The sequence below is a fragment of the Streptomyces sp. VTCC 41912 genome (assembly GCF_045799175.1).
Classification (GTDB): domain Bacteria; phylum Actinomycetota; class Actinomycetes; order Streptomycetales; family Streptomycetaceae; genus Streptomyces; species Streptomyces albulus_C.
Map to the genome: position 1 here is coordinate 278898 of NZ_JBJMAB010000006.1, position 26659 is coordinate 305556.

Below are 26659 nucleotides of genomic sequence, written 5' to 3' on the forward strand. Positions count from 1 at the left end.
GCGGGTCGCCCGTACGAGGTGCCGGCGCCCTCGGTGGCCGGGGCACCGCGCCGACCGGCCACAATGGACCACATGACGGACACCCTCGCCCACCCGCACCTGCGCTTCGAGCCGGCCACCGGCGACCCGGCAAGCCCCCGGGAGATCGTGATCCTCGGCTCGACCGGTTCGATCGGCACCCAGGCCATCGACATCGTGCGGCGCAACCCCGGCCGGTTCCGGGTCACCGCGCTCGCCGCGTCCGGCGGCCGGATCGAGCTGCTCGCCGAGCAGGCGCACCAGCTGCGGGTCGCCGCGGTGGCGGTGGCGCGCGAGGAGACCGCACCCGCGCTGCGCGAGGCGCTGACCGCCCGCTACGGCGCGGGGGAGCCGCTGCCGGAGATCCTCGCCGGCCCCGAGGCGGCCACCGAGCTCGCCGCCTCGCCCTGCCACACCGTCCTCAACGGCATCACCGGCTCCATCGGTCTGGCCCCCACCCTCGCCGCCCTGAAGGCCGGTCGGGTGCTGGCGCTGGCCAACAAGGAATCGCTGATCGTCGGCGGCCCCCTGGTCAAGGCCGTCGCCCGCCCCGGCCAGATCATCCCCGTCGACTCCGAGCACTCCGCGCTCTTCCAGGCGCTGACCGGCGGCACCCGCGCCGAGGTCCGCAAGCTGGTGGTCACCGCCTCCGGCGGCCCGTTCCGCGGCCGCACCCGACGGGAGCTCGCCGGCGTCACCCCCGAACAGGCGCTGGCCCACCCCACCTGGTCCATGGGCCCGGTCGTCACGATCAACTCCGCGACCCTGGTCAACAAGGGCCTGGAGGTCATCGAGGCGCACCTGCTCTTCGACGTCCCCTTCGACCGCATCGAGGTCGTCGTCCACCCGCAGTCCTACGTCCACTCGATGGTGGAATTCACCGACGGCTCCACGCTGGCCCAGGCCAGCCCGCCCGACATGCGGATGCCGATCGCGCTGGGCCTGGGCTGGCCCGAGCGGGTCCCCGACGCGGCGCCCGGCGTCGACTGGAAGAACGCGCAGACCTGGGAGTTCTTCCCGCTCGACCAGGACGCCTTCCCCTCCGTGCCACTGGCCTGCCGGGTCGGCGAACTGGGCGGTACCGCCCCCGCCGTCTTCAACGCCGCCAACGAGGAGTGCGTCGAGGCGTTCCTCACCGGCGGGCTGCCGTTCACAGGGATTGTGGATACGGTCGCGGCAGTGGTCGACGAAGGGCTGGCATCCGGAGTGGTGATGAAGCAGAGCCAGGACGGCGCCCGCCCCGGCAGCGCGCCCGGTGACGGAACCTCCCTGACCGTCTCGGACGTCCTGCAGGCCGAGACCTGGGCGCGCGCCCGCGCCCGCGAACTGGCCGCCGCGGCGGCACGCACCCCCTCGGAGGTTCGCGCATGACGACCTGGATGACCATCCTCGGCATAGTCGTCTTCGTCGTCGGCCTGCTGTTCTCCATCGCCTGGCACGAACTCGGCCACCTCAGCACGGCCAAGATGTTCGGCATCCGCGTGCCGCAGTACATGGTGGGCTTCGGGCCGACGATCTTCTCCCGCAAGAAGGGCGACACCGAGTACGGCATCAAGGCGGTCCCGCTCGGCGGCTACATCCGGATGATCGGCATGTTCCCGCCCGGCGACGACGGCAAGCTCCAGGCCCGCTCCACGTCCCCGTTCCGCGGCATGATCGAGGACGCCCGCTCGGCGGCCTTCGAGGAACTCCAGCCCGGCGACGAGCACCGGCTGTTCTACACGCGCAAGCCCTGGAAGCGCGTGATCGTGATGTTCGCCGGCCCGTTCATGAACCTGGTCCTGGCCGTGGTGATCTTCATGAGCGTGCTGATGGGCTTCGGGATCAACACCCAGACCACGCAGGTCGGCTCGGTCTCGGACTGCGTCATCGCGGCCTCCGCCCAGTCCGACAAGTGCCCGAAGACCGCCAAGGACTCCCCGGCCAAGGCCGCGGGCCTGCGTGCCGGCGACAAGATCGTCTCTTTCAACGGCCACGCCGTCCCCGACTGGGGCACCCTCCAGGACCAGATCCGCCGGACCACCGGCCCGGCGACCCTCGTCGTCGAGCGGCACGGCGCCCGGCAGACGCTGCACGCCGACCTCATCGAGAACAAGGTCGCCAAGACCGACGGCCACGGCGGCTACGTCCCCGGCCAGTACGTGAGCGCCGGCTTCCTCGGCTTCACCCCGGCCAGCGGCATCGTCCAGCAGTCCTTCGGCCAGTCCGTCGACCGCATGGGCACCATGGTCCAGCAGGGCGCCCAGTCGCTGATAAGCCTCCCCGGCAAGATCCCGGACCTGTGGAACGCGGCCTTCAACGGCGCCGAGCGCAAGCAGGACTCCCCGATGGGCGTGGTCGGCGCGGCCCGCGTCGGCGGCGAGGTCTTCTCCCTGCACATCCCGCCGGAGCAGCGGGTGGCCACCATGCTCTTCCTGGTCGCCGGCTTCAACCTCTCGCTGTTCCTGTTCAACATGCTGCCGCTGCTGCCGCTGGACGGCGGCCACATCGCCGGCGCCCTGTGGGAGTCGCTGCGGCGCGCCTTCGCCAAGGTCGTCCGGCGTCCCGACCCGGGCCCCTTCGACGTGGCCAAGCTGATGCCGATCGCCTACGTCGTCGCGGGGATCTTCGTCTGCTTCACCCTGCTGGTGCTGGTCGCCGACGTGGTGAATCCGGTGAAGCTGACGTAGGGCCGCGCACCCCGGCCGGGCCCGCCGCGACCGTATGGGCGTGCCCGGCCACCCCCTTTCGTGGGGCATAAGGGTTCGATGTGCCTCCGGCAACCCCGGTGCCGTAGGCTCGATGACCGGAAGCCCGCCGAACCCGGGCCTTGATCCATACTTTGGGGTTGCTCGCCAGATGACTGCCATCGCACTGGGAATGCCGGACGTGCCGACCAAGCTTGCCGACCGCCGGGTCAGCCGCAAGATCCAGGTCGGTACGGTCGCCGTGGGCGGAGACGCACCGGTTTCGGTGCAGTCGATGACGACCACCCGGACCTCCGACATCGGCGCGACGCTCCAGCAGATCGCCGAGCTGACCGCCTCCGGCTGCCAGATCGTCCGGGTGGCCTGCCCCACCCAGGACGACGCCGACGCGCTCTCGGTGATCGCGAGGAAGTCGCAGATCCCGGTGATCGCCGACATCCACTTCCAGCCGAAGTACGTCTTCGCCGCCATCGACGCCGGCTGCGCCGCGGTCCGCGTCAACCCCGGCAACATCAAGCAGTTCGACGACAAGGTCAAGGAGATCGCCAAGGCGGCCTCCGACGCCGGCACCCCCATCCGGATCGGCGTCAACGCCGGCTCGCTGGACCGGCGCCTGCTCCAGAAGTACGGCAAGGCCACCCCCGAGGCCCTGGTCGAGTCGGCCCTGTGGGAGGCGTCCCTCTTCGAGGAGCACGGCTTCCGCGACATCAAGATCTCGGTCAAGCACAACGACCCGGTCGTGATGGTCAACGCCTACCGCCAGCTCGCCGCCCAGAGCGACTACCCCCTCCACCTCGGCGTCACCGAGGCCGGCCCGGCCTTCCAGGGCACCATCAAGTCCGCGGTCGCCTTCGGCGCGCTGCTCAGCGAGGGCATCGGCGACACCATCCGGGTCTCGCTCTCCGCCCCGCCGGTGGAGGAGGTCAAGGTCGGCATCCAGATCCTGGAGTCGCTGAACCTCCGCCCCCGCCGCCTGGAGATCGTCTCCTGCCCGTCCTGCGGCCGCGCCCAGGTCGACGTCTACAAGCTCGCCGACGAGGTCACCGCGGGCCTGGAGGGTATGGAGGTGCCGCTCCGCGTCGCCGTCATGGGCTGCGTCGTCAACGGCCCCGGCGAGGCCCGCGAGGCCGACCTCGGCGTCGCCTCCGGCAACGGCAAGGGCCAGATCTTCGTCAAGGGCGAGGTCATCAAGACCGTCCCCGAGTCGAAGATCGTCGAGACCCTCATCGAAGAGGCCCTGAAGATCGCCGCGCAGATGGAGGCCGACGGCGTCGCCTCCGGCGAGCCGGTCGTCACCGCCGCCGGCTGACCGCCGCACTCCGCTCCTCCGAGCCCCGCCGCCCGCCCCGGGCCGCGGGGCTCGCGCCCGTCGCCCCGAGGAGCCCGGGTGCTTCCCGGCCGGTGGAGGTACAGTGCCAGGACCCGCTCCGCCTGGCCTCCCAGGCCCCGTAACGGTGAGGCTTTCCGACACGTGCTGACGACCACCGCCATCAAGGTCCTCGAACCGGGAGAGCTCGACGCGGCGCTCACGGTCCTGGACCGCGACCCGGTCGCCAACGCCTTCGTCGCCGCCCGGGTCCAGGTCGCCGGGCTCGACCCCTGGCGGCTCGGCGGCGAGATGTGGGGCTGGTACGTCGGCGGCCGGCTGGAATCCCTCTGCTACGCCGGCGCGAACCTCGTCCCCGTCTGCGCCACCCCCGAAGCCGTCCGCGGCTTCGCCGAACGCGCCCGCCGCCAGGGCCGCCGCTGCTCCTCCATCGTCGGCCCCGCCGGCCCCACCGCCGCGCTCTGGTCGCTGCTCGAACCCCACTGGGGCCCGGCCCGCGAGATCCGCGCGCACCAGCCGCTGATGACCACCCGCGCCCCGTCCACCGACGTCGCCCCCGACCCGTACGTGCGGCGGATCCGCAAGGACGAAGTCGACCTGATCATGCCCGCGTGCGTGGCCATGTTCACCGAGGAGGTCGGCATCTCGCCGCTCGCCGGCGACGGCGGACTGCTCTACCAGGCGCGCGTCGCCGAACTCGTCGGCGCCGGCCGCTCGTTCGCCCGCATCGAGGGCGGCAAGGTGGTCTTCAAGGCCGAGATCGGCGCCGCCACCCCGCTCGCCTGCCAGATCCAGGGAGTCTGGGTCGACCCCGCGCACCGCGGCAAGGGCCTCTCCGAGGCCGGCATGGCCGCCGTCCTGCGCTACGCCCTCAACGACGTCGCCCCCGTCGTCAGCCTCTACGTCAACGACTTCAACACCGCCGCCCGCGCCGCCTACCGCAGGGTGGGCTTCACGGAAGTCGGCGCGTTCATGAGCGTACTTTTCTGAGCCGTCGCCTTGTACCCTCCGAGCATGGATGACGTCGCGGTCGGCCCCTTGGACCTCGCTGCCCGCGTGGACGACGCACTCGCCGTCCAAGCCCTCGCCTTCGGGCTCAGCGACGACGAGATCGCCGTCCGCCGCCACATCGTGCTGCGCCACCTGGGCTGCGTCGGCGCCCGCGCCCTCGGCGCCACCACCCCCGCCGGCCGGCTCGTCGGCTTCGTCTACGGCATGCCCAACGACCGCGCCCACTGGTGGTCCACCGTCGTCGAGCCGTACCTGCGCTGCCAGGGACTGGACCACTGGCTCGACGACTCCTTCGTCATCACCGAGCTGCACGTCCACCCCGCCTACCAGAACCACGGCATCGGCCGCGCCCTGATCACCCGGATCACCGACGGGGTCACCGAACCGCGCAGCATCCTCTCCGCCATCGACACCGAGAGCCCGGCCCGGGGCCTCTACCGCTCCCTCGGCTACCAGGACATCGCCCGCCGGGTCCTCTTCCCCAGCGCCCCCACCCCCTACGCCGTCATGGGCGCCCCCCTCCCGCTGAAGCGCCCCTGACCGCCGACCGCACAAGGAGCCCGCGCAGCGGATACGCATTTCCGTGCTGGACGCCCCGGCGGCTAACCTCCAGGGAGTCACCTTTCTTACGCAGGAGAAACTCCCATGGCCAACGCCGCGCAGGTCCAGCGCATGTCCCGGTTGATGTTCAAGACACTGCGCGACGACCCGGCCGACGCCGAGGTGCTCAGCCACAAGCTCCTGGTGCGCGCCGGTTTCGTGCGGCGCACCGCCGCCGGTGTCTGGTCCTGGCTGCCGCTCGGCAAGAAGGTCCTCGCCAACGTCGAGCGGATCGTGCGCGAGGAGATGGACGCCATCGGCGGCCAGGAGGTCCTGCTCCCCGCCCTCCTGCCGAAGGAGCCCTTCGAGGCGACCGGCCGCTGGGAGGAGTACGGCGCCGAGCTGTTCCGCCTCAAGGACCGCAGGGGCGGCGACTACCTCCTCGGCCCCACCCACGAGGAGATCTTCACCCAGCTGGTCAAGGACCAGTGCACGTCCTACAAGGACCTGCCGGTGATCCTCTACCAGATCCAGACGAAGTACCGAGACGAGGCCCGCCCGCGCGCCGGCATCCTGCGCGGCCGCGAGTTCCAGATGAAGGACTCGTACTCCTTCGACACCACCGACGAGGGCCTGGCCGCGTCCTACGCCCTGCACCGCGCCGCCTACCAGCGGATCTTCGAGCGCCTGGGCCTCGACTACCGCATCTGCGCCGCCACCGCCGGCGCCATGGGCGGCTCCAAGTCCGAGGAGTTCCTCGCCCCGGCCGCGGCCGGCGAGGACACCTTCGCCGACTGCCCCCAGTGCGACTACGCGGCCAACACCGAGGCGATCACCTACGCCCTGAAGCCGGTGGACGCCGCCGACGTGCCCGCGCTGGAAGAGGTCCCCACGCCGGACACCCCGACCATCGAGACGCTCGCCGCGCACCTCGACGTGCCGGCCTCCGCCACCCTCAAGAACCTCCTGGTCAAGGTGGGCGGCGAGATCGTGGCCGTGGGCGTGCCCGGCGACCGCGAGGTCGACCTGGACAAGGTCGAGGCGCACTTCGCCCCGGCCGCCGTCGAACTGGTCACCGCCGAGGACTTCGTCGGCCGCGACGACCTCGTGCGCGGCTACGTCGGTCCGCAGGGCCTGGAGAAGGTCACCTACCTCGCCGACCCCCGCGTCGCCCCCGGCACCGCCTGGATCACCGGCGCCAACAAGGAAGGCGTGCACGCCAAGAACGTCGTCGCCGGCCGCGACTTCGAGGTCGACGCCTACGTCGACGTCGTCGTGGTGCAGGAGGGCGACCCCTGCCCCAACTGCGGCACCGGCCTCAAGCTGGACCGCGCCATCGAGATCGGCCACATCTTCCAGCTGGGCCGCAAGTACGCCGACGCCCTCCACCTCGACGTGCTCGGCCAGAACGGCAAGCCGGTCCGCGTCACCATGGGCTCGTACGGCATCGGCGTCTCGCGCGCCGTCGCCGCGCTCGCCGAGCAGCACGCCGACGACAAGGGCCTGTGCTGGCCGGACGAGGTCGCCCCGGCCGACGTCCACGTCGTCGCGGCCGGCAAGGCCAAGCAGACCGAGCTCGCCCTGGAGGTCAGCGACCAGCTCGCCGCCGCCGGCCTGCGGGTCCTGGTCGACGACCGGCCCGGCGTCTCGCCCGGCGTGAAGTTCACCGACGCGGAGCTGATCGGCGTGCCGACCATCGTCGTCGCCGGCCGCCGCGCCGGCGAGGGCGTCGTCGAGGTCAAGGACCGCCGCACCGGCGAGCGCGAGGAGCTGACGGTCGAGGAGGCCGTCGCCCGCCTCGGCGCCTGACCGCACACGGCGACGGGCCGGCCGGGGCACCCGCCCCGGCCGGCCCGTCGCCGTACCGCCCGAGCCGCTACACGTAGGTCGCGAACTCCAACAGCGACTCGCCGCGCCGCCGGTCACCCGCCGCCGACTCCCGCAGCCCCGCGCGCACCGCCCGGTACAGCGTCCAGCCGCGCAACCGCTCGCGGTCCACCTCCAGGGAGTCGGCCAGTTTCGCCACCCGCCGCCGGGCCGCCGCGGCCGCGCCCGAGCCGGCCAGCAGGTCCTCGAACCGGTCCAGCACCAGCCGCGCCAGGTCGTACGCCCGCTCGCCGACCAGCGGCGACGGGCCCACCGTCAGCCACGGCACCCGCTCCCCGGCCAGCACCTTGCCCTGCCGGAACGCGCCGTGCAGCACGAACTCCTCAGTGGCGCCGGCCGGCAGCGACCCGCCCAGCTCCAGCGCCTCGTCGACCAGCGCCCCGGCGCCCGCCGGCTCCCCGGCCGCCCGCAGCCCCGCCGCGTCCGCCGCGGTCCGCTCCGCCACCGTCGCGAACGGATGCCCCGCCGGCGGCGCCACCCACAGCCGGCGCACCGTGCCGGCCGCCTCCAGCAGGGCCTTGGCCTCCGGCAGCGACCGCAGCGACACCGACCCCTGCAACCGCTCCAGCAGCAGCGCACCGCCTGCCTCGTCGGCCCGCAGCAGCCGCACCGCACCCCAGCCGTCCCAGATCCGCAGCGCCGCGGCCTCCTGCTCGGCGGCCCGGCCCGGCACCGGGAACTTCAGCGTCGCCGGCGTCCCGTCCTGCTGCCGCACGAACGCCACGAGACTGCTGCGGCCGCCCGGAGCGTGCACCCGCTCCAACGTCAACTCCCAAGCTTCCAGACGTTGTTGGACCAGCTCCGGCAGCGCCGCCAGCCAGGCCCGTACGGGACCCTCCGGATCGCCGCCGAGCGCGTTCACCAATCGTTGCGGCGGTTGGACGGGTCCCGTTGCCATGCTGCAGTTGTCCTTTTCGTGGGGGAGTGGCCGCCGTGACGGCCGGTCGTTCAGAGCGCGTCGGAATCGGCGCCCGCGCCACCCGACGGGGCGGGTGCCGCGGCCCGCTCCACGAGCCCAGGGAAGGCTACGCCGCTGCCCCGCCAGCGCACCGCCCGCACTGCCGCCTCGCGCAGCGCGGCCGCCGCCTCCGTGCGGTGCGCACCGCCGGTGGCCCGGACCAGGTCCGCGTAGACGGCCGCCACCCGGTCCTCCAACTCCGCCGCCAGCCGCGCCGCGGCGGCCGCGTCCGGCACCGGGAACGGCAGCGCGTAGGCGGCGGCCGCGGCCTGCGGCCTGCCGCCGAGGTCCCGCACGGCGCGGCCCAGCGCGTCCCGCCGCGCCCGGTGCGCGTCGTACGCGCCCCGGGCCTCCGCGCGCCGCCTGGCACCGATCCGCCCGCCGACCACGCCGTACCCGTACACCGCGGCGTGCTCGGCCGCCAGCGCGGCCTGCGTCGCGGTCAACGCGTCGTGGTCGCGAGCCTCCTCGCGCGGTGCGCCCGTCGTCGTCATACCGCGTTCCTTCTCCTTCTGCTGGGGCGCCCCGGCGAGGGCCGCGCGCCGTAGGTCGTCACCGTGCCCGCCGCGGGGCACGGGCGCGGGGCGGTCCCCGTCACCCGGCCTCCGTCAGGAGGTACGCATGGGCCGCGCCGGCCGCCGCCACCGAGGCGAGCAGCCGGGCCAGTTCGGCCGGCGCGGACACCAGCGCCTTCGTCCGGGCGTCCGCGAGGGTGCGCTCCGCGTCGGCGAGCGCCGTGCGGGCCGCCCGCTCGTCGCCCGGCACGTCGGGTGCGCCGGCCCCCCGCGCCGCGCCGGCCGGTGGCGCGGAGGCGGGGGCGGAGGCCGCGGTGGACGGTGCGTCGGAGGTGAACGCCTGGGCGTGGCGGGCGACTTCGGCCCGCAGCGGGCGCAGCTGCGCTGCCAGCGCCGGGTGCGCGGTGAGCGTCGCGTCGTACCGTGCGAGCAGCGCCGTGCTGTCCCGGGCGGTGTTCTTCCGCAACCGTTCCGCGGCCGCCGAGCGCTCGGCCGCCTCGGGGGCCGGTCGGGCGTCGTCGGCGCACCCGGTGAGCAGCGCCGCACCCCCCAGGGCGGCGCCGGCCAACAGGGTCGTTCTGCGCGTGAGCGCCAGTTTCGGCACGTTGCACTTCCCGGGGTCTTCCGTAGTGATCACCGCAGGCGAGCGTATCCGTGACGACCCACCGAATCGTCAGTACCCCGCCGGAACCGATAGGCTTTGACCCGACACGCGACCTACCCACAACAGCACACGCGGCCGAGGAGTCACCCGGATGAGCACCACCCAGAGCGAGAGGCTGCGCGGGCTGCTTGAACCGCTCGTCGCCGCACGAGACCTGGATCTGGAAGAGATCGAGGTGACCCCGGCCGGCAAGAGCCGGGTGCTGAGGATCGTGGTCGATTCCGACGCGGGCGTCCAACTGGACGAGTGTGCCGAGCTGAGCCGCGAGGCGTCCAAGGTCCTGGACGACACCGACGTGATGGGCGGCGCCCCGTACACCCTTGAGGTGACCTCGCCGGGCGCCGACCGGCCGCTGACCGAGCTGCGGCACTACCGCCGCGCCGTCGGCCGCCTGATCAAGGCCCGCCTGCACGAGGGCGGCGAGGTCGTGGCGCGGATCGTCGCCGCCGACGACACCGGACTGGACCTGGAGGTCCCGGGCGTCAAGGGCCGCAAGCCGACCGCCCGACGGGTCGCGTTCGACGAGATCGCCAAGGCGCGGGTGGAGCTGGAGTTCAACCCCAAGCCGTCCCGCGCCGCCGCGTCACAGGACGCGCAGAGCACCGAGCACGACCAACCCGAGAACGACGCACACGAGAACGACGAGAACAAGGAGGAGGCGTAGCCGTGGACATCGACATGAGCGCCCTGCGGGGTCTGGTGCGGGAGAAGGAGATCTCGTTCGACCTGCTGGTCGAGGCGATCGAGTCGGCCCTCCTCATCGCGTACCACCGCACCGAGGGCAGCCGCCGCCGCGCGCGGGTGGAGCTGGACCGCAGCACCGGCCACGTGACGGTGTGGGCGAAGGAGGACCCGGACGACCTGGAGGAGGGTGCCGAGCCGCGCGAGTTCGACGACACCCCGTCCGGCTTCGGGCGGATCGCGGCGACCACCGCCAAGCAGGTCATCCTGCAGCGGCTGCGGGACGCCGAGGAGGAGATCACGTTCGGCGAGTACGCCGGACGCGAGGGCGACGTGGTCACCGGCGTCGTCCAGCAGGGCAAGGACCCCAAGAACGTCCTGGTCGACATCGGTCGGCTGGAGGCGATCCTGCCGGTGCAGGAGCAGGTCCCGGGCGAGGAGTACACGCACGGCACCCGACTGCGGTCGTACGTCGTCCGCGTCGTCAAGGGCGTCCGGGGTCCCTCGGTCACCCTCTCGCGCACCCACCCCAATCTGGTGAAGAAGCTGTTCGCCATGGAGGTGCCGGAGATCGCCGACGGGTCGGTGGAGATCGCCGCCATCGCGCGCGAGGCCGGACACCGGACGAAGATCGCGGTGCGGTCGACGCGTTCCGGCCTGAACGCCAAGGGCGCGTGCATCGGTCCGATGGGCGGCCGGGTGCGGGCCGTGATGGCCGAGCTCAACGGCGAGAAGATCGACATCGTGGACTGGTCGGACGACCCGGCCGAGCTGGTGGCGAACGCGCTGTCCCCGGCCCGGGTCAGCAAGGTCGAGGTCGTGGACCTGTCGGCGCGCTCGGCCCGGGTGACCGTGCCGGACTACCAGTTGTCGCTGGCCATCGGCAAGGAGGGCCAGAACGCCCGGCTCGCGGCGCGGCTCACCGGTTGGCGGATCGACATCCGTCCCGACACCGAGCACGCGCCGGCGCAGGGCTGAGCCGGGACGGGCGGAGCCGCGGCGCCCGAAAAGAAGTGGTGCCGCGGCGCCGGGCGGGGAATTCTGAGCAACGGGTCGGCTTTACCCCATCGGGGTGGACCGGCCGCAGGGAGGTAGACTTAAGCAGTGTCTGGCCGGACGCATGCCCGCGCATGCCCTGAGCGCACGTGTCTGGGGTGCCGGGAGCGAGCGGCCAAGGGCGATTTGCTGCGCATCGTGGCGATCGAGGGCGAGTGCGTCCCCGATCCTCGCGGTACGCTGCCCGGCCGGGGTGCTTACGTGCACCGGACACTGGTCTGCCTCGACCTGGCGGTTCGCCGCCGGGCGTTCCCCCGGGCCTACCGGGGTCGCGGCCCGTTCGACACGGCGGATGTGCGCCGGTTCATCGAAGGGGGCGCGGGTTGAGCAGCCGCCATGGCAATAACGCACAGCAAGACATGCACAGCGCACGGAAAACCGTGCGGTCAGGTACCTCGCGAGTCGGAAGTAGGTCGAGATTGCGATGAGCACTCGATGAGTACGCGATGAGTACGCCCATGAAGTAGCGACGGTCCGGTGGACACCCGGACCTAGAAGGAGCGAAGTGGCTAAGGTCCGGGTTTACGAACTCGCCAAGGAGTTCGGTGTTGAGAGCAAGGTCGTCATGGCCAAGCTCCAAGAACTTGGTGAATTCGTCCGTTCGGCGTCCTCGACGATCGAGGCGCCGGTTGTTCGCAAGTTGACCGACGCTTTCCAGGCGGGCAGCGGCGGCGGCCGTTCCGCCGGCAAGCCCGCGGCGCCGCGTAAGTCGGCCCCCGCGAAGCCGTCCGCGCCCACTCCGGCGCAGGCGGCGCGTCCGGCTGCCCCGAAGCCGGGCGCCCCCAAGCCGGGCCCCGCGGCCCCGGCCGCCCCGGAGGCACCCGTTGCCCCCGCGGCGCCCGCATCCCCCGCGGCCCCCGTCGAGGCTCCCAAGCCTGCCGCCGGCCCCACGCCGGGCCCGCGGCCGACCCCGGCACGTCCCGCGGCGCCCAAGCCCGCCCCGGCCGCGCCCGCGCAGCCGGAGTTCCAGGCCCCGCCGTCCGCGCCGGCTCCCGCCGCGCAGTCGGGGCCCCGCCCCGGTGCCGCCCCCGGCCCGCGTCCGGGCGGTCGCCCGGCAGGCGGCCAGGGTCAGGGCCAGGGGCGCGGCAACGCCCCCCGTCCCGGTGGCGAGCGGGCCCCGCGTCCCGGTGGCTCCCGTCCGAGCGGTCCCCGTCCGGGCAACAACCCCTTCACCTCCGGTGGCTCGACGGGCATGGCCCGTCCGCAGGCCCCGCGGCCCGGTGGCGCCCCGCGTCCCGGTCAGCCCGGCCCGCGCCCGCAGGGCGGCGGCCAGGGCGGCCCCCGTCCGCAGGGCCAGGGCGGCGCGCGTCCGACCCCCGGTGCCATGCCCCGTCCGCAGGGTGCGGCGCCCGGCGGTGCCGGTCCGCGTCCCGGCGGCGGTAACCGTCCGAACCCGGGCATGATGCCGCAGCGTCCGGCTGCCGGCCCGCGTCCGGGCCCCGGCGGCGCCGGCGGTCGTCCGGGCGGCGCCGGTCGTCCCGGTGGCGGCGGCGGTCGTCCCGGTGGTGGCGGCGGCTTCGCCGGTCGCCCCGGTGGTGGCGGCGGCGGTGGCGGTCGTCCGGGTGGCGGCGGCGGTTTCGCCGGTCGTCCCGGTGGCGGCGGTCCCGGTGGTGGCGGCGGCTTCGGCGGTCGTCCCGGCTTCGGCGGTCGTCCGGGTGGCCCCGGCGGCCGTGGTGGCACGCAGGGTGCGTTCGGCCGTCCCGGCGGTCCGGCGCGTCGTGGTCGCAAGTCGAAGCGGCAGCGCCGTCAGGAGTACGAGGCGATGCAGGCCCCGTCCGTGGGCGGCATCATGCTGCCGCGCGGCAACGGCCAGACCGTTCGCCTCTCGCGCGGTGCCTCGCTGACCGACTTCGCGGAGAAGATCAACGCCAACCCGGCGTCGCTGGTCCAGGTCATGCTGAACCTGGGCGAGATGGTCACCGCGACCCAGTCGGTCTCCGACGAGACGCTGCAGCTGCTCGCCGACGAGATGAACTACAACATCGAGATCGTCAGCCCGGAGGAGGAGGACCGCGAGCTGCTCGAGTCCTTCGACATCGAGTTCGGCGAGAACGAGGGCGGCGAGGACATGCTGGCGGCCCGTCCGCCGGTCGTCACCGTCATGGGTCACGTCGACCACGGCAAGACCCGCCTGCTGGACGCGATCCGCAAGACGAACGTGGTCGCGGGCGAGGCCGGTGGCATCACCCAGCACATCGGTGCCTACCAGGTCACGACCGAGGTCAACGACGAAGAGCGTCGCATCACCTTCATCGACACCCCGGGTCACGAGGCGTTCACCGCCATGCGTGCCCGCGGTGCGAAGTCGACCGACATCGCGATCCTCGTGGTGGCGGCCAACGACGGTGTCATGCCGCAGACGATCGAGGCCCTGAACCACGCCAAGGCGGCCGACGTGCCGATCGTGGTCGCGGTCAACAAGATCGACGTCGAGGGTGCCGACCCGACCAAGGTGCGCGGTCAGCTGACCGAGTACGGCCTTGTGGCCGAGGAGTACGGCGGCGACACCATGTTCGTCGACATCTCCGCCCGCCAGGGGACCAACATCGAGCAGCTGCTCGAGGCCGTCGTCCTCACCGCGGACGCCGCCCTCGACCTGCGGGCCAACCCCGACCAGGACGCCCAGGGCATCGCGATCGAGGCTCACCTCGACCGCGGCCGCGGCGCCGTGGCGACCGTCCTGGTCCAGCGCGGTACCCTCCGCGTCGGCGAGACGATGGTCGTGGGCGACGCCTACGGCCGGGTCCGCGCGATGCTCGACGACAAGGGCAACCACGTCGAGGAAGCGGGTCCGTCGACCCCCGTCCTGGTCCTGGGTCTGACCAACGTCCCGGGCGCCGGCGACAACTTCCTGGTCGTCGACGAGGACCGCACGGCCCGCCAGATCGCCGAGAAGCGCGCGGCGCGCGAGCGCAACGCCGCGTTCGCCAAGCGCACCCGCCGGGTGTCCCTCGAGGACCTCGACAAGGTGCTCAAGGCGGGCGAGGTCCAGCAGCTCAACCTCATCATCAAGGGCGACGCGTCCGGTTCGGTCGAGGCCCTGGAGTCCTCGCTGCTCCAGCTCGACGTCGGCGAAGAGGTCGACATCCGGGTGCTGCACCGCGGCGTCGGTGCGGTCACGGAGTCCGACATCAACCTGGCGTCCGGCTCCGACGCGATCGTCATCGGCTTCAACGTGCGGGCCGAGGGCCGCGCCACGCAGATGGCCGAGCGCGAGGGCGTCGACGTCCGGTACTACTCGGTCATCTACCAGGCGATCGAGGAGATCGAGGCGGCCCTCAAGGGCATGCTCAAGCCGGAGTACGAGGAGGTCGAGCTCGGTACGGCGGAGATCCGCGAGGTCTTCAAGTCGTCCAAGCTGGGCAACATCGCGGGTGTGCTCATCCGTTCCGGCGAGGTCAAGCGCAACACCAAGGCGCGCCTCATCCGCGACGGCAAGGTGGTCGCGGAGAACCTCAACATCGACGGTCTGCGCCGCTTCAAGGACGACGTCACCGAGATCCGCGAAGGCTTCGAGGGCGGTATCAACCTCGGCAACTTCAACGACATCAAGGTCGACGACGTCATCGCGACGTACGAGATGCGGGAGAAGCCGCGAGGCTGATCTTGTAGTAGTCCGCCCGGTGTGCGGTCCACCAGGAACGGTGGCCGGGCGACGGGCGGGCCGGGGCCGGTCGGCGGGAATTTCCGTCGATCGGCCCCGGTCGTTCCGTGTACGGTTCGAAATGACACGCACGCCCCCGGCCGACGCCGGGCGGCACCCCGAAGGCCCCACGGGTGGCTTGACCCGTCATGCATGTACGTAGGGACGTTGTCCTTCGACCTGCTTCTCGGCGACGTACGGTCGCTGAAGGAGAAGCGCTCCGTCGTCCGCCCGATCGTCGCCGAGCTGCACCGCAAGTACGCGGTGAGCGTCGCGGAGGTGGGAGACCAGGACCTCTACCGCAGGGCCCGTATCGGCCTGGCGGTGGTGTCCGGGGACGTCGGACACCTGACGGACGTCATGGACCGCTGCGAGCGCCTGGTCGCCGCACGGCCCGAAGTGGAGCTGCTGTCGGTACGCCGACGGCTGCACGGCGACGACGAGTGACCCCCGAGACCGGGCGGGTCGTCGCCGGTGGAAGCACAATCGTGAAAGACAAGAAGGAGACGGACCAGTGGCCGACAATGCGCGGGCGAAGAAGCTGGCGGACCTCATCCGGGAGGTGGTCGCCCAGAAGTTGCAGCGCGGCGTCAAGGACCCGCGGCTCGGCACGCACGTGACCATCACCGACACCCGGGTCACCGGCGACCTGCGGGAGGCGACGGTCTTCTACACGGTGTACGGCGACGACGAGGACCGGGCGAGCGCCGCCGCCGGGCTGGAGAGCGCCAAGGGCGTGCTCCGCTCCGCGGTGGGGGCGGCGGCCGGCACCAAGTTCACGCCGACGCTGACGTTCGTCGCGGACGCCCTGCCGGAGAACGCCCAGACGATCGAGGACCTGCTCGACCGGGCCCGGGCCTCGGACGCCGAGGTGCGCCAGGCGTCGTCGGGCGCCAAGTACGCCGGTGAAGCGGACCCGTACCGCAAGCCGGGCGGCGACGAGGACGACGAGGACGCAGCGGCAGAATGAAGCGGCAGAGCAACAAGCCGGGCGGCCTGGTCATCGTCGACAAGCCGTCCGGTTTCACGTCGCACGACGTCGTGGCGAAGATGCGCGGGATGGCCCGCACCCGCCGGGTCGGGCACGCCGGCACCCTCGACCCGATGGCGACCGGCGTCCTGGTCCTGGGCCTGGAACGGGCCACCAAGCTGCTCGGGCACCTCGCGCTGACGGAGAAGGAGTACGTCGGCACGGTGCGGCTCGGGCAGAGCACGCTCACCGACGACGCCGAGGGCGAGATCCTGGCGTCGAAGGCGGCCCACGGCATCGCCCGCGAGGACATCGACGCCGGGGTCGCCGAGCTGTCCGGCGCGATCATGCAGGTCCCGTCCAAGGTCAGCGCGATCAAGATCGACGGCAAGCGCTCCTACAAGCGGATCCGGGACGGCGAGGACGTGGAGATCCCGGCCCGGCCGGTGACCGTCTCCTCGTTCGTGGTGCACTCCGCGCACGAGACGGAGGCCGCGGACGGCACCCCGGTGACCGACGTGCTGGTCTCCGTGGTCTGCTCCTCCGGCACCTACATCCGCGCCCTCGCCCGTGACCTGGGCGCGGGGCTCGGCGTGGGCGGCCACCTGACCGCGCTGCGGCGCACCCGGGTCGGCCCGTACAAGCTCGACCGGGCGCGGACGCTGGAGCAGCTCCAGGCGGCGGTGGACGACCCCGAGGGCGGCGGCCTGCCGATCATGCCGCTCGGGGACGCCGCGGACGCCGCGTTCACCCGCTGGGACGTCCCCGAGGCGCAGGCCCGGTTGCTGCTCAACGGGGCGCGGGTGCCGATGCCGCTCTTCGAGGGCGACGGCCCGGTGGCGGCCTTCGGGCCGGACGGCACGTTCCTCGCGCTGGTGGAGAACCAGGGCGGGCGGGCCAAGAGCCTGGCGGTCTTCGCCTAGCGGACGGCGGTCGAGGGGGAGGTGGTGGAACGCGGGCCGTGCCGACGGGCGCGGAGCGTGCGGCCCGCGCTCCACCATCCCCCTCGCTGAGTCTCTGTCCAGCGCCTCGCGGTGATTCACCCCCGCGAGCAGGCGCTCGGAGTGAATCACGGCGCGGAAGGGGGCGCGTTCGCCGTGCACCCTGTCGCGAAGATCACTGTCTGTCTACCGTCGTCGCCGATGAGCACGGACGGTAACGGGCGGGGAGGTTCGCGCATGGTGGTGCTGGACGTCGACAGGGACGTGTGCGGGGATGCGTACGGGGTGGTTGCCGGGGGCGCGTTCGCAAGGCCGCACGCAGGGGCGTACCGGGGGGCGCACGGACGACCCGGCGGGGGAGCGCGCGGTGCGGCCGGCGTGGTCGCCGAGGGGGACGCGAGCGAGGAACCCGCCCTGGAATGGCGGGAGTTGGTGGGCGCCGCGACCGCTCCCGGGGTGGGTTCCGGAACGGCGGCCGGTCGGCTGTGCGGCATCCTGCTGGGCGTGCCGGACGCCACCCCGTACCTGGCCGTCCTGCGACTGCTCGCCGACCGGATCACCGAGCTGTCGGTCGCGGCCGGCGGCTTCGCGGACTCCGGCCTGGCCACGTTCGGCCCGGTGTTCTGGCGGTGCCTGGCGCTGGCGCCGGCGGACCGGCTGGAACTGCTGCGCCGGCTGCTGCCGGCCGACGGACCGCCGGCGGCCGCGCGGGGCGGGCGACCGCCGCGCCCCTTCGCCCGCCCGCCGCGCGTGCGGGTCCACCCCGCCGACGGCGAGACGGACCGCCGGGCGGACGCCGGGTGGGTCGACGCCCCGTCGTGGGCCGACGGCCCCGCAGAGGGCCGTGAGGGGGCCGTGGAGGCGTGCGGTCCCGATGGCGGGCAGCTGCGCCCCGGGCGCTTCCTCGACCTCGTCGCGGAGCTGCTGAAGGCCGCCCCCGAGCGGACCCAGCCGGTGCTGTGCGGCTGGTTCGACGACGTCCGTCCGCTGCTGGCGTCGCCCTGCGCGCCCCGCCCGGTCACCGTCGCGGACGCCGCGCAGGCGCTGCTGCACACCCACCGCACCCGGGCGCTGGACGCCCTCGTGCAGACGCTGATCGGCGTGTCGCACCCCCGTGCGACCGAGCTGCTGGACGCGCTCGCCGAGGACGAGCCGGTGGCGCTGCGGCGGGTCACGGCGCCGTGGGGGAGCGGTCCCGGGCGCGGGGGGCACGCGCCGTCGGCGGCTCCTCGGGACGGCGCGGCGGCGACCGGCCGGTGGTCGGCGGGCGCCGCAGGGTGTCCGATGCAACAGCGGCCAGTCGACCCTTCGCGCGAAGCCGCGCTCGCGGCATGGCAGTCTTAGACCTGCGCCATGCCGAAATGGCGCAGTGGACGGTCAAGAGTTCGGGCGAGGAGCGGGCAGAGTGCAGCGCTGGCGTGGCTTGGAGGACATCCCCGAGGGTTGGGGACGCAGCGTCGTCACCATCGGCTCGTACGACGGAGTGCACCGCGGCCACCAATTGATCATCGGTCGTGCGGTGGCCCGCGCCCGTGAGCTGGGGATCCCGGCCGTGGTCGTCACCTTCGACCCGCACCCGAGCGAGGTGGTCCGCCCCGGCACCCATCCGCCGTTGCTGGCCCCGCATCACCGCCGGGCCGAGCTGATGGCGGAGCTGGGGGTGGACGCGGTGCTGGTCCTGCCGTTCACCAAGGAGTTCTCGCAGCTGGCGCCCGCCGACTTCGTGGTGAAGGTGCTGGTCGACAAGTTGCACGCGCAGCTCGTCGTGGAGGGGCCGAACTTCCGCTTCGGCCACAAGGCCAAGGGCACCGTCGACAGCCTCGCCGACCTGGGCCGCACCTACGACTACACGGTCGAGGTCATCGACCTCTTCGAGCGCGGCACCGCGGGCGGCGGCGTGCCGTTCTCGTCCACGCTGGTGCGCCGGCTGGTCGCCGAGGGCGACGTGGCCGGGGCCCGGGAGGTCCTGGGGCGGCCGCACCGCGTCGAGGGCGTGGTCGTCCGCGGCGCGCAGCGCGGCCGTGAACTCGGCTTCCCCACGGCCAACGTGGAGACCCTGCCGCACACCGCGATCCCGGCCGACGGGGTCTACGCGGGGCTGCTGCACGTCGAGGGCGAGGCGATGCCGGCGGCCGTCTCGGTCGGCACCAACCCGCAGTTCGACGGCAAGGTGCGGACGGTGGAGGCGTACGCCATCGACCGGATCGGACTCGACCTGTACGGGCTGCACGTCGCGGTGGACTTCCTCGCCTACATCCGCGGCCAGGAGAAGTTCGACACCCTGGACGCGCTGCTGGAGCGGATGGCGGTCGACGTGAAGCAGGCCCGCGGCCTGATCGCCGAATCCGGCCTGGCGTAGGGCAGTTCGCGCCCGCGAGGGCGCACGAAAGGGGCGGGGCCCGGCAGTCGACTGCCGGGCCCCGCCCCTTTCGTGCACGCCCCGCAGCTCACTGCGGGGGCGGCTGCTGCGTCCAGCCGCCCTGCTCCGGCAACGGAGCGTCCGGGGCGGGCTGTTGCTGCCAGCCGGCCGGCGGCTGGGCGGCGGGCTGCTGGGTCCAGCCGCCCTGCTGCGGCGGGTAGCCGGCCGGCGGCTGGCCCTGCTGGGGGACCTGCTGCTGGGCCTGCTGCGCCTGCTGGGCGTACTGCTGCTGGGCGTACGGGTCCTGCTGCTGGGCGTACGGGTCGCCGCCCATCTGCTGCTGCCCCATCTGCGCCTGTGCGTACATCCCCTGGGCCTGCTGCTGGCGCGCGAAGTCCTCGGCGACCAGGGCGGAGAGGTTGAAGTACGCCTCGCGGGTCTTCGGCCGCATCATGTCGAGGTCGACCTCGGCGCCGGCGGCGAGGTGCTCGTCGAACGGCACCACGACGACACCGCGGCAGCGGGTCTCGAAGTGCGACACGATGTCCTCGATCTTGATCATCTTGCCGGTCTCGCGGACTCCGGAGATGACCGTGATGCCGCGCTGCACCAGGTCGGCGTAGCCGTGCGCGGAGAGCCAGTCCAAGGTGGTGCTGGCGCTGCTGGCACCGTCGACCGACGGGGTGGAGATGATGATCAACTGGTCGGCGAGGTCGAGCACACCGCGCATCGCGCTGTAGAGCAGACCGGTGCCCGAGTCGGTGAGGATGACCGGGTACTGCTTGCCGAGGATGTCGATCGCGCGCCGGTAGTCCTCGTCGTTGAACGTCGTCGAGACGGCCGGGTCGACGTCGTTGGCGAGGATCTCCAGGCCCGAGGGGGCCTGCGAGGTGAACCGGCGGATGTCCATGTAGCTGTGCAGGTGCGGGATCGCCTGCACCAGGTCACGGATGGTCGCCCCGGTCTCGCGGCGGACCCGTCGACCGAGCGTGCCGGCGTCCGGGTTGGCGTCGATCGCGAGGATCTTGTCCTGCCGCTCGGAGGCCAGAGTGGCGCCCAGCGCGGTGGTCGTCGTGGTCTTGCCGACGCCGCCCTTGAGGCTGATCACCGCGATCCGGTAGCAGGACAGCACCGGCGTGCGGATCAGCTCCAGCTTGCGCTGCCGCTCCTCCAGCTCCTTCTTCGCACCCAGCTTGAACTTGGACGGCTGGGCGTTGGCGCCCGGCTTCCGCTTCTTGGGCTGGTTGCGCAGCAGGCGGTCGGAGGTCAGCTCGACCGCGGCGCTGTAGCCGAGCGGCGCACCGGGGGTGGCGCGCTGCGGCTGCTGCTGGCCCGGCTGCGAGTACTGGGCGTAGTTGGCCGCCGCGTTGGGGTCGCCGAACTGCTGGCCGGGGAGCGGCTGTTGACCCTGATGTTGCTGCGGTGGCTGCTGCTGGGCCTGTTGCGGCTGTTGCGGCTGCTGGGGGTAGCCGGGCTGCGCCTGCTGCTGTTGCTGGGCGTGCTGCTGGGCCTGCTGGGCCTGCTGGGCCTGTTGCGCCTGCTGGGGGTAGCCCTGCTGCGGGTAGCCGTAGGCGGGCTGCTGCGGCTGGGCGTTGGCCTGTTGCTGGGCCTGTTGCTGGGCCTGCTGCGGGTGCTGACCCTGCTGCACCTGCTGCGGATAGCCGTACGCGGGCTGCGGGTAGCCGTAGCCGCCCTGCTGTGCCGGGGCGGCCTGCTGCTGCGGGTAGCCGCCCTGCTGGGGCTGCTGCGGCTGCTGGGCCTGCTGGGGGTAGGGCTGCTGAGGTGCCTGGGGCTGTGCCGGCTGCTGCTGGACCTGCTGGGGTGCGACCGGCTGCTGCTGGCCGGCCTGCGCCATCCGCGGGTCGGCCGGCTGGAACTCCGGCGGCAACGGCGGGAGTCCGCCCTGCGCCGGGGCACCCTGCGGGGGCACGCCCTGCTGCTGACCGTCCGCGCCGGGCCACGGCGCACCCGCCGCCGGAGCGCCCTGCGGCGCTCCCTGCTGCGGCGGCATGCCCTGCGGGGCGACGCCCTGCTGGGGCACGCCCTGGACGGGCGCCTGCTGCTGCGGGGGCTGCTGGGCCGGCTGCTGGCCCTGGACGGGCTGGGCCGGCTGGGCAGCGGGCTGGGTGCCTGCCGCGGCCGCCGTTGCGGCTGCGGTGGCGGCCTCCGGCCCGGGAGCCGGTGCGGGCTGTTCGGGCGCGGGCGCGGCGGGCGCGGCCTCCGGCTGCGGCGTCGCGGCGGACTGCGGCTCGGGCGTCGGGTCCGCCGCCGGCTCCGCGTCGTCCTCGTCGTCGCCCCAGAGGGAGGCCGAGGGGTCCGGGCCGTTGCCGGCGCGGACGTTGGCACCGGGCGCGTCGGCGGCGGCCGGAGCCGACGCACCGCCGGCCGCGGCGGCCGCGTCGTCCCCGCCCGCGTCGTGCGGACGCAGCGTCGGGAAGCCGGGAGGCGCGGCCGGACCGGGCGCCCCCTGCTGCGGAACGCCGGGGGTCGCGGAGCCCTGGACGGGCCCGGACGGCGGCTGACCGGTCGACGACGGGCCAGCGGCACCGGTGGGAGGCGCCGCGGGGGAGGCCGCGGCGCCCGCGCCGCCACTGGTGTCGTTGCTGCCGTACCAGGCCGGAGCCGCGAAATCGATCTTGAACTCGCCGGTCAGGTCGAACTCGGACTGGTCGTCGTCAGGATCGTTCCCGTCCGGGCGGAAAGCCTCCTGGTCTTTCACTGTGCCTCCTGGTCTACTGCAACGCACCTGAACGGCAGGACCGGATACAGGCGGATCGATCGGATGTAACGGAAGTCGGAGCACGCCACCCGGGGTTGCGCCACCACTGCTATGTCTCCATCCCCGTGTCGACTGCCGTCGTGCACTGCCGATGTGAGGTGCTCCTGCGGCTCTCCCCACAGCCTAATCAACAGTCGGCCCATAACGGCAGTCGATGCCATGTCGTCTTCAAGCCCGGTCGGCACGCCTACGGGCGCACCCCGTGGATGCGCCCGTAGCTCGTGCCGGCGGCCGGTCGCTTCGTGCGGCGCACGTGACGCCCGCGGACAACCGGCCGGTGTGCGCGGTCAGTCCATGCGGCGCGGCCCGCCCAGCAGGTTGGTCTCCGGCTCGGTGGGCTGGGTCATGACGAACTGGTGGCCGCCGTCCCGCCGGCACCACAGCATGGCGTTGTCGCTCAACGTCGGCAGCACCGCCCCGACGTTGTCCGGCAGGCGCATGATCCGCGTCACAACCTCGGCCTCCTCGGGCGAGAGCCGCTGCAGGCCGACCAGGTCCGCCCGGCCGAGCATCTGCGGCGAACGCGGCCCGAGGAACGGCAGCACCGTCAGCACGGTCTGCCAGGGGCTCGGCGCGAGCTGGTTGCGCGGCGGACGCGCACCCATGTCGCGGACGACGAGGACGGGGCTGGAAACCGACGGTCCCTGCGGCGCGATCTGGCGCACGTCGAAGACCGAGACGCACTGCTGACCGCCACCGGCGGCCTGCGCCATCTGGCCCCAGGCCGGCGGCCGGGCGGTCTCCACCGCGACCCGGGCGCCGGTGGCGACCGTGCGCAGCGCCAGCACCTGGGCCATCCACATGCTGCCGACCAGCGCGATCTCCATCGGCGCGGGGCGCAGCAGGCTCAGCACCGCCGGCTGGTTCTGCGGGTCGATGCCGATGATGACGCCGTCGTCGCCGACCGGCAGGGTGAGTTCGGCGAGCGACTCGGCCGTCAGGACGTGCGGGTTGCGCCGCGGGCCGCGCAGGCCGAAACCGGGGCGCGGCTTCGGCCCCGTCGGCCCGGACTGCTCCTCGTCGGGGCGCGGCTGGTGCGAGAGCCGACCACCGGAGACGCCCTGGTTCGTCGGGGTGCGCCAGCCGTCGCTGCTGACGTTGACGCGGGGCTGGTACGTGGGAGTGCCCATCAGCGGGTACCTCCGAGGGGAAGCGTGGCCAGCAGGCCGGGCAACTGCTCGCGGTCGAGCCGGACGAGTCCGACCTTGGCGGAGCTGGAACGACGCTCCAACTCGGTCTGCGCGTCGGAGAGTTCGTTGTCGCTGCGGGTCGACAGCCGGATGTAGCCGGAGATGGCCGGCAGTCGGCCGCTGCCGTGCGTGGCGGTCAGTGCGAAGGTGCTGGCCATCGCCCGGGTGCTGGTCAACAGCTGGGTGACGGCGGCCAACGGGGCTCCGCCGCGGCCGAGTTGGGGCCAGCGACCGATCCAGTACGTGCTGTGCCAGCGGTCGTCGCAGCGCATCGCCCGGGTGGTCTCCTGGGTGCGGCGGGCGGCCCGGCCGTCCCGGCCCATCGCGCCGTTCGCGGCCCGCGGGCTGACGCACACCGCGGTGCCGACCGCGGCCACCACCTCGCGCTCGTCGAGGACCTTGGCGCGCACGCCGTGCGCGGTGAGCCGGCTGACGAGCTGGTCGGCGGCGCGGAGCAGGGAGCGCTGGGAGCCGTTCATGCCGCCGCCGCGGGCCTCGATCGCCTCGGCGCACAGCTCCGGGTCCAACTTCAGCGCGATCCAGGTCAGCTGCACCGCGGGGGTCTGCGACTGGGCCTGGAGCGGTGCGTAGGAGCGGGCGGCGACGGCCTGCTCGGGCAGGTGCGGCGCCGGCGCGGGCTGGGTGTACTGGACGAACTGCGCGGACTCCAGGTGGATGTCCTCGATGTCCAGCGCGGTGTGCAGCAGCTCCAGCGGGACCATGTGGCTGCCGCGCTGCGGCCGCAGCGGTTCGTCGCGGGCGTCCACCTGGACGATGGCGGTGAGGAACGTGCCGTCGCCGACGAAGCCGATGGTGCGCTGCTCGGCGTCGGTGTACTCGTAGGTGCGCAGCGCCGGGTCGCACTCCACCACCGGGGCGAAGGCGGGGTCGACGCCCTGGGTGGCGGCGAGGTTCTCGCCCGCGGTCTTTCCGCGGCGGTTCATCGCGCGCACCGTGATGATCCACTCGGGCAGCGGGATCTTCCGGCGCCGGCCGAGCGCGAAGATGACCAGGACGACCGCCACCACCACGGCCACGGTCAGCGCCACCGGGTGATGCATCGACAGGCCCACCAGGACCAGTGCCGCGGCGAGTTCGATGATGGCCAGTTGTTGGACGCGGACGCCGCCGATGGTGCCGGCCTGTTGGCGCAGCCGGGGCGAAACCGGTCCGGCCGCAGCCCGACCCCCGTTTCCTCTGCTGCCCGGAGCTGTGCCGTCTCGGCCCTCATTTCCCGCGTTCTGCGGTGCAGCGGAAGGCTGTTGCTGCTGTTGCCGCCCATTGCGGCGTCGAGCCCTGGTGGCGCTGGACATCCCCCGGCCTGCTCCTCTACTGGTGGTGGTGCCTCTAGGCGTATCGGCCGCCGCTGAGACTGGTGCGTTGGAAGGTGGCACCCGTACCGTACGGCTCGATCGATACACGGCATAGTAGAGGGCGCTACGGCGTGAGTGCCGGGGGCGGTCGATGTGGATCCAACAGGCGGGGAGAGAAAGCAACAATGGCATCACGTCGGGACGAGCTGAATGCGTATTCGTTCGCTCGAAAGCGCACGAATGCGGCATTTCTGAAGCCGCTGCCGAACGGTTCCATCGAAAGCGCGCCGAGACCGCTGAAGGCCGTGTTGCCCAGTGTGGTGATGGGGGTCCTGGTGCTCGTGGGGTTCGGGGCCTGCGGCATTCTCAAGCCGGTCGCCCCGGCGGGATGGGACACCGTGGGGGCAAATGTCCTCGTCGGGGATGAATCCACCACTCGCTATGTCGTACTCGAAAGCAAGGACGCCAACGGCAAAAAGCAGAAGCTGCTCCACCCCGTTCTGAATCTGGCCTCCGCCAAGCTCCTTCTCGACCCGAAGAAGTTCCAGGTCGTGAAGGTGAAGGAATCGGAGTTGGACGGGAAGCTGCCGCACGGTCCGGCCATCGGCATCCCGTATGCCCCGGACCGGCTGCCCGCCGCGAACCAGGCCGACAAGGCCAAGACCTGGGCGGTCTGCGATCGCCCGGGGAGCGGGGAGAACAGCAAGAGCCAGCAGGCCGTCTTCGTCCTCGACGGCAAGGACAAGCTGGACATCGACAACCCCAAGAAGGGCAAGCTCGACTTCCACCAGGCCCTGTACGTCGAGGATCCCGACGGGGTGCCGTGGCTGGTGGACAGCAACGGCTTCGCCTTCCAGATGATCGCCAACGCGGGGCAGGCGTTGGCCGAGGCGCGGGCCGGCATGAAGCACACCGACGTCGAGGACGACCGGAGCCTGCGGCGGATCGTCTTCGGCTCCCAGGCGGAACCGCAGAAGGTCACCGCCGAGTTCATGAACACGCTGATCAAGAGCCCGTACGCGATCAGCATGCCGACCGTGCCCGGTGCGGGGCGCGAGGTGTCCAACTCCGACGTCCCGGCGGCGGCGCGCAAGATCGGCTCGATCCTCCAGGACAGCAACGGCCAGAAGTACGTGGTCCTCTTCGACGGCGTCGCACAGGTCAGCAACTTCGTGGCCAACCTCCTGGAGCAGGGCCCCAACGCCGCGGCGGTGAACGGCAACAGCGGCAAGGCGCTGCAACCGGTGAGCGTCGCCACCGGAAGCATCCGCCACCCCAAGCTGGACACCGACAACCGTCCGTACACCTTCTACGGCAAGGTGAAGGGCACGGAACTGGACAACCCCTGGCCCAAGGAGCCGGTCACCGCGGCCAACGACTTCGCGCACGGCTCCCAGGCCGGCGGCCTGTCCTCGCCCACGCCGAACGGCGTCTCCTGCAGCGTCTACAAGGGCACCACCACCAAGTTCGCGGGCGTCGACACGCTCGGCTACCCCAACGGACTCCCGGACATGACCACCTGGGTCGGCAAGGACTACCCGGCCAAGATCGCCCCGGGCGCCACCACCTACGTCACGCCCGGCAGCGGCCTGCTGTACCAGCAGGCCGCCAACCCCAAGGCGACGTCCGGCAGCCTCTTCCTGGTCACCGACACCGGTCTGCGCTACTCGATCCCGCGGAACAACGATTCCGCCACCAAGGCCGGCAGCGACAAGCAGGACCAGGACCAGGCCCAGATCCATCTCGGCTACGGCGAGGCGCACCCGCCGCTCATCCTGGATGCGTGGTCCAAGCTGCTCTCTGCGGGGCCGTCCCTGGACATCCCCAGCGCGAGCAAGCCGCAGGCTTCCTGACCCGACCGGAAGGGCCATCGGCAGTCGTTGCCCACTCCGCTCAGGGCCGGGCCCGGCACCCTCTCGTGGTGCCGGGCCCGGCCCTTGCGCACGGTGATGCCCAAGTCCCGTGCACTGTGCGGGAGTCGAGCCCTCGCGCCGCACCGGGATTGCTCCACCGAGCCGCCACTTCTCCCCGGAATCTCCACTAGCGTGCGCCCGAAACCACCCCATCTGCCGGATTTCACTGAACGGTGGTTTCTCGACGCCCAGTTGACATTGTTGTGA

Annotated in this window: 22 protein-coding genes; 16 read left to right on the plus strand and 6 right to left on the minus strand. The window is 72.7% G+C overall.

The window, feature by feature from the left end:
* Positions 1–72 precede the first annotated feature (72 nt).
* The 6 genes from dxr (at position 73) to ACJ6WD_RS12575 (ending at position 7392) form a co-directional block, all read left to right on the plus strand.
* Positions 73–1389 carry a 1-deoxy-D-xylulose-5-phosphate reductoisomerase gene (dxr, locus tag ACJ6WD_RS12550; RefSeq protein ID WP_233661544.1) on the plus strand — a complete coding sequence of 439 codons (1317 nt, stop codon included), beginning with the start codon at positions 73–75 and terminating at the stop codon, positions 1387–1389.
* Entirely contained in the window at positions 1386–2687 is a 1302-nt protein-coding gene (locus tag ACJ6WD_RS12555; RefSeq protein ID WP_016570720.1) for an RIP metalloprotease, read from the plus strand. The genes dxr and ACJ6WD_RS12555 overlap by 4 nt, the downstream gene beginning before the upstream one ends.
* A gap of 169 nt (positions 2688–2856) precedes the next feature.
* Positions 2857–4014, plus strand: coding sequence for a flavodoxin-dependent (E)-4-hydroxy-3-methylbut-2-enyl-diphosphate synthase (ispG, locus tag ACJ6WD_RS12560; protein WP_016570719.1), 1158 nt, complete (start codon positions 2857–2859; stop codon positions 4012–4014).
* 162 nt (positions 4015–4176) lie between these two features.
* Positions 4177–5022, plus strand: a complete 846-nt coding sequence (locus ACJ6WD_RS12565) for a GNAT family N-acetyltransferase (RefSeq protein ID WP_233661542.1) — start codon at positions 4177–4179, stop codon at positions 5020–5022.
* 24 nt (positions 5023–5046) lie between these two features.
* Complete coding sequence (locus ACJ6WD_RS12570) at positions 5047–5583, plus strand: GNAT family N-acetyltransferase (RefSeq protein ID WP_233661541.1); 537 nt, start codon at positions 5047–5049, stop codon at positions 5581–5583.
* A 105-nt stretch (positions 5584–5688) separates the two neighbouring features.
* Positions 5689–7392 (plus strand): proline--tRNA ligase, encoded by a 1704-nt coding sequence (locus tag ACJ6WD_RS12575; RefSeq protein ID WP_331248194.1) that lies wholly within the window; start codon positions 5689–5691, stop codon positions 7390–7392.
* 67 nt (positions 7393–7459) lie between these two features.
* On the opposite strand, the gene ACJ6WD_RS12580 is transcribed toward ACJ6WD_RS12575, so the two are convergent.
* The 3 genes from ACJ6WD_RS12580 to ACJ6WD_RS12590 form a co-directional block, all read right to left on the minus strand.
* Complete coding sequence (locus ACJ6WD_RS12580; protein ID WP_376437616.1) at positions 7460–8368, minus strand: aminoglycoside phosphotransferase family protein; 909 nt, start codon at positions 8366–8368, stop codon at positions 7460–7462.
* A gap of 50 nt (positions 8369–8418) precedes the next feature.
* The gene (locus tag ACJ6WD_RS12585) at positions 8419–8922 is read right to left on the minus strand and encodes a DUF4439 domain-containing protein (RefSeq protein ID WP_020929627.1); all 504 of its coding nucleotides are present in this window, start codon (positions 8920–8922) and stop codon (positions 8419–8421) included.
* Positions 8923–9022: 100 nt separating this feature from the next.
* Complete coding sequence (locus tag ACJ6WD_RS12590; protein WP_331248216.1) at positions 9023–9538, minus strand: hypothetical protein; 516 nt, start codon at positions 9536–9538, stop codon at positions 9023–9025.
* Positions 9539–9698: 160 nt separating this feature from the next.
* Here ACJ6WD_RS12590 and rimP point away from each other — a divergent pair, with 160 nt between their 5' ends.
* The 9 genes from rimP (at position 9699) to ACJ6WD_RS12635 (ending at position 19257) form a co-directional block, all read left to right on the plus strand.
* Positions 9699–10271, plus strand: a complete 573-nt coding sequence (gene rimP / locus ACJ6WD_RS12595; RefSeq protein ID WP_016576514.1) for a ribosome maturation factor RimP — start codon at positions 9699–9701, stop codon at positions 10269–10271.
* 2 nt (positions 10272–10273) lie between these two features.
* Positions 10274–11266 (plus strand): transcription termination factor NusA, encoded by a 993-nt coding sequence (gene nusA, locus ACJ6WD_RS12600; protein ID WP_016576513.1) that lies wholly within the window; start codon positions 10274–10276, stop codon positions 11264–11266.
* A 126-nt stretch (positions 11267–11392) separates the two neighbouring features.
* On the plus strand, positions 11393–11671 hold the full coding sequence (locus ACJ6WD_RS12605) for a YlxR family protein (protein WP_016576512.1): 279 nt from the start codon (positions 11393–11395) through the stop codon (positions 11669–11671).
* 178 nt (positions 11672–11849) lie between these two features.
* Positions 11850–14948 carry a translation initiation factor IF-2 gene (gene infB, locus ACJ6WD_RS12610; protein WP_407615786.1) on the plus strand — a complete coding sequence of 1033 codons (3099 nt, stop codon included), beginning with the start codon at positions 11850–11852 and terminating at the stop codon, positions 14946–14948.
* A gap of 192 nt (positions 14949–15140) precedes the next feature.
* Positions 15141–15434 (plus strand): DUF503 domain-containing protein, encoded by a 294-nt coding sequence (locus ACJ6WD_RS12615; RefSeq protein ID WP_016571771.1) that lies wholly within the window; start codon positions 15141–15143, stop codon positions 15432–15434.
* Positions 15435–15501: 67 nt separating this feature from the next.
* A complete protein-coding gene (gene rbfA, locus ACJ6WD_RS12620; protein WP_233661537.1) occupies positions 15502–15957 on the plus strand; it encodes a 30S ribosome-binding factor RbfA in 456 nt (151 codons plus the stop codon).
* Positions 15954–16880 (plus strand): tRNA pseudouridine(55) synthase TruB, encoded by a 927-nt coding sequence (gene truB / locus ACJ6WD_RS12625; RefSeq protein WP_016571773.1) that lies wholly within the window; start codon positions 15954–15956, stop codon positions 16878–16880. The genes rbfA and truB overlap by 4 nt, the downstream gene beginning before the upstream one ends.
* Before the next feature lie 396 nt (positions 16881–17276).
* Positions 17277–18242, plus strand: coding sequence for a hypothetical protein (locus ACJ6WD_RS12630; protein WP_407615787.1), 966 nt, complete (start codon positions 17277–17279; stop codon positions 18240–18242).
* A 61-nt stretch (positions 18243–18303) separates the two neighbouring features.
* Positions 18304–19257 carry a bifunctional riboflavin kinase/FAD synthetase gene (locus ACJ6WD_RS12635; protein WP_016574923.1) on the plus strand — a complete coding sequence of 318 codons (954 nt, stop codon included), beginning with the start codon at positions 18304–18306 and terminating at the stop codon, positions 19255–19257.
* An 88-nt stretch (positions 19258–19345) separates the two neighbouring features.
* Here the strand turns inward: ACJ6WD_RS12635 and ACJ6WD_RS12640 are convergent, their stop codons facing one another.
* The 3 genes from ACJ6WD_RS12640 to eccE all read right to left on the minus strand — a co-directional run bounded on the left by ACJ6WD_RS12640 (position 19346) and on the right by eccE (position 24539).
* Entirely contained in the window at positions 19346–21976 is a 2631-nt protein-coding gene (locus tag ACJ6WD_RS12640) for an SCO5717 family growth-regulating ATPase (RefSeq protein WP_407615788.1), read from the minus strand.
* A gap of 347 nt (positions 21977–22323) precedes the next feature.
* Complete coding sequence (locus tag ACJ6WD_RS12645; RefSeq protein ID WP_016572245.1) at positions 22324–23166, minus strand: hypothetical protein; 843 nt, start codon at positions 23164–23166, stop codon at positions 22324–22326.
* On the minus strand, positions 23166–24539 hold the full coding sequence (gene eccE / locus ACJ6WD_RS12650) for a type VII secretion protein EccE (protein WP_233661535.1): 1374 nt from the start codon (positions 24537–24539) through the stop codon (positions 23166–23168). Before eccE ends, ACJ6WD_RS12645 begins: the two co-directional genes overlap by 1 nt.
* 185 nt (positions 24540–24724) lie before the next feature.
* Between eccE and ACJ6WD_RS12655 the strand changes: the two genes are divergently transcribed.
* Positions 24725–26392: a type VII secretion protein EccB gene (locus ACJ6WD_RS12655; RefSeq protein WP_407615789.1), complete on the plus strand. Its 1668-nt coding sequence runs from the start codon at positions 24725–24727 to the stop codon at positions 26390–26392.
* Positions 26393–26659 lie beyond the last annotated feature (267 nt).